The sequence below is a fragment of the Chryseobacterium barbadense genome (assembly GCF_042849955.1).
In the GTDB taxonomy this organism is placed as follows: Bacteria; Bacteroidota; Bacteroidia; order Flavobacteriales; family Weeksellaceae; genus Chryseobacterium.
In genome coordinates, this window is record NZ_BAAFHL010000136.1 from 1 (window position 1) to 1,990 (window position 1,990).

General features: G+C 36.1%; 4 protein-coding genes. All 4 read right to left on the bottom strand.

Going from position 1 to position 1,990, the window contains the following annotated elements; genetic code table 11:
* On the bottom strand, positions 1-287 hold a 287-nt coding region (locus tag ACGHIN_RS17170), incomplete at its 3' end, for a hypothetical protein (RefSeq protein ID WP_390456425.1).
* A 12-nt stretch (positions 288-299) separates the two neighbouring features.
* Positions 300-854 (bottom strand): RNA polymerase sigma factor, encoded by a 555-nt coding sequence (locus ACGHIN_RS17175; RefSeq protein WP_390456428.1) that lies wholly within the window; start codon positions 852-854, stop codon positions 300-302.
* Positions 855-1,127: 273 nt separating this feature from the next.
* Complete coding sequence (locus ACGHIN_RS17180; protein WP_390456431.1) at positions 1,128-1,586, bottom strand: DoxX family protein; 459 nt, start codon at positions 1,584-1,586, stop codon at positions 1,128-1,130.
* The coding region (locus tag ACGHIN_RS17185) for an SRPBCC family protein (RefSeq protein WP_390456434.1) at positions 1,583-1,990 on the bottom strand (408 nt) is incomplete at its 5' end. The genes ACGHIN_RS17185 and ACGHIN_RS17180, both read right to left, overlap by 4 nt.

The following is a 1,990-nucleotide window of genomic DNA, read 5'->3' on the forward strand; positions in this document are numbered from 1 at the left end:
TCCTTGAATTTCTCTCTTTCTTCCGGAGACAGGTTCATCATTTTTTCTCTCATTTTTCTTTCTTTAAAACCTCTCATTCCTCTTTCGAATTTCCCGTGGAATCCTCCGAAAAGAATTTTGCTTAAAACCAATACTCCCATGGCTTGCCAGAATGTAATGGATTTTGCACCTAAAATTTCAGGAAGCAAAGCATTCCAAAGCCACATTACAATCCATGTAACGCCCAGAAAAATCAATGGTGGACAAAGAATTAAAAAAATCCAACCTTTTTTGTGTTTATGATTCATAATATTTGCTTTCTAACTGTTTAAATCTTCGTATAACTTTCTTAATCTATTTCTTAAATGTTTCACCGCATAATTTTTTCTGCTGATGATGGTCTTGATATTTTCACCTTGTTCATCGGCTATTTCCTGGAGGGTTTTGTCGTTCAGTTCATTTTCAACATAGACCAGTTTTTGTTTTTCCGGAAGCTCTTCCAAAGCTTCAAAAAGCTTTTTCCAAATCTCATCCTGAAACATTTTGACTTCCGGACCGGCACTTTCGTCCATCAATAAGATATCCTTGATAGAGAAGTCTCCGTCTTCATCTTCATATACAAAATCTTCAAGATTTTCCGTTTTCTTTTTACGGTAACGGTCCGTAATTTTGTTTGCCGTAACCCTGTACAGCCAACCTCCTACGTTCACAATCTCGGAAAGATTGGTAAGACTACTGAACTGATACCACACTTCCTGCAGAATGTCTTCCGCATCTTCGGTGTTTTTCACTTTGGGACGAATATAGGACATCAGCTTTCCTCCGTACTTAGAAACGGTTTGGGCAATGATATTTTCCTTGTCCTTCTGTGGCATTGTTATTTTTTCGACAACCTCCATATTGCTATGACGATCAGTCTTTTTATTTTACTTTAATAAATTTAAAATATTTTCTAATTCTTTATATTAAATGAATATTTTTATTTTCCTGTCATTCTGAACGAAGTGAAGAATCTTCTAACGGCTAAATACAAGAGATTCTTCATTCCGTTGCTTTTCATTCTGAATGACAAATGGATATTCGGATATGAAACAAGAAACGGAAAGCAAAATACTTTCCGTTTTATTTACCTGAAAATTTGTCAGCTTTCAAGACAAATATATTCCAAAATACCACGTCCAGAGGATGAGAATAATCTGCATAGGGATTCTTTCCGTATACAGATATTTCATTCCGGGACCGGTATAATCTGCTTTGAATATATTAATATTCTTTTTTGACGAATTGATATTGGCAACGAAGACCAACACATAAAAAATAATTAGCAAGATAGCTGTTGTTTCCCGGATCGAGGGGATCATTAAACCTATTCCGGCTGCTATTTCAATAATTCCTGTGAAATAAACCCAGAACATTTTGCCCGGAATAAAGTCAGGGATCATCATCTCCATTCCTTTCTGAAATTTAAAATGGGAAAGTCCTGTAAAAATGATGAAAACAGCCATTCCCAGATTTCCTGAAAATAAAAAATTCCAGCTTCCCTGAAAAATTTTGGTTCCCAACAAAGCCAGAATAAAAGTTCCGAAAAGAATAACTAAGAGTTTCATGAATTTTCAGCAAGATTTTTCACTACTTCCAATCCTTTGGTGAAACCGGTATTCATATGTTCTTCCCATTCTTTATCAACCTGTACCTCCACATGGAGTTTTGTTTTTCCGTCAAGATCTGTTAAAAAATATTTTTCCTGAGCCCCGCTCCACTCCATTACTTCTTTGCTTTGGGTATCTTCCACTCCATTGCTTACCATTCCCAAATGTTTAAAAACAATCTGGTTGGGTTCTTCTAAACTGTCTATGGTTGAAACCATGCCTTCATCATTGGCATTCAGAAAATAGGTTTTTCCGCCTACTTTCCAATCTGTTTTCATTTTTGAACCCGAACTGTCCGGACTGAAAAATTGGGTCCATTGAGTGTAGGTTTCCTGTCCCCAAAGAATATCCCAGACTTTTTG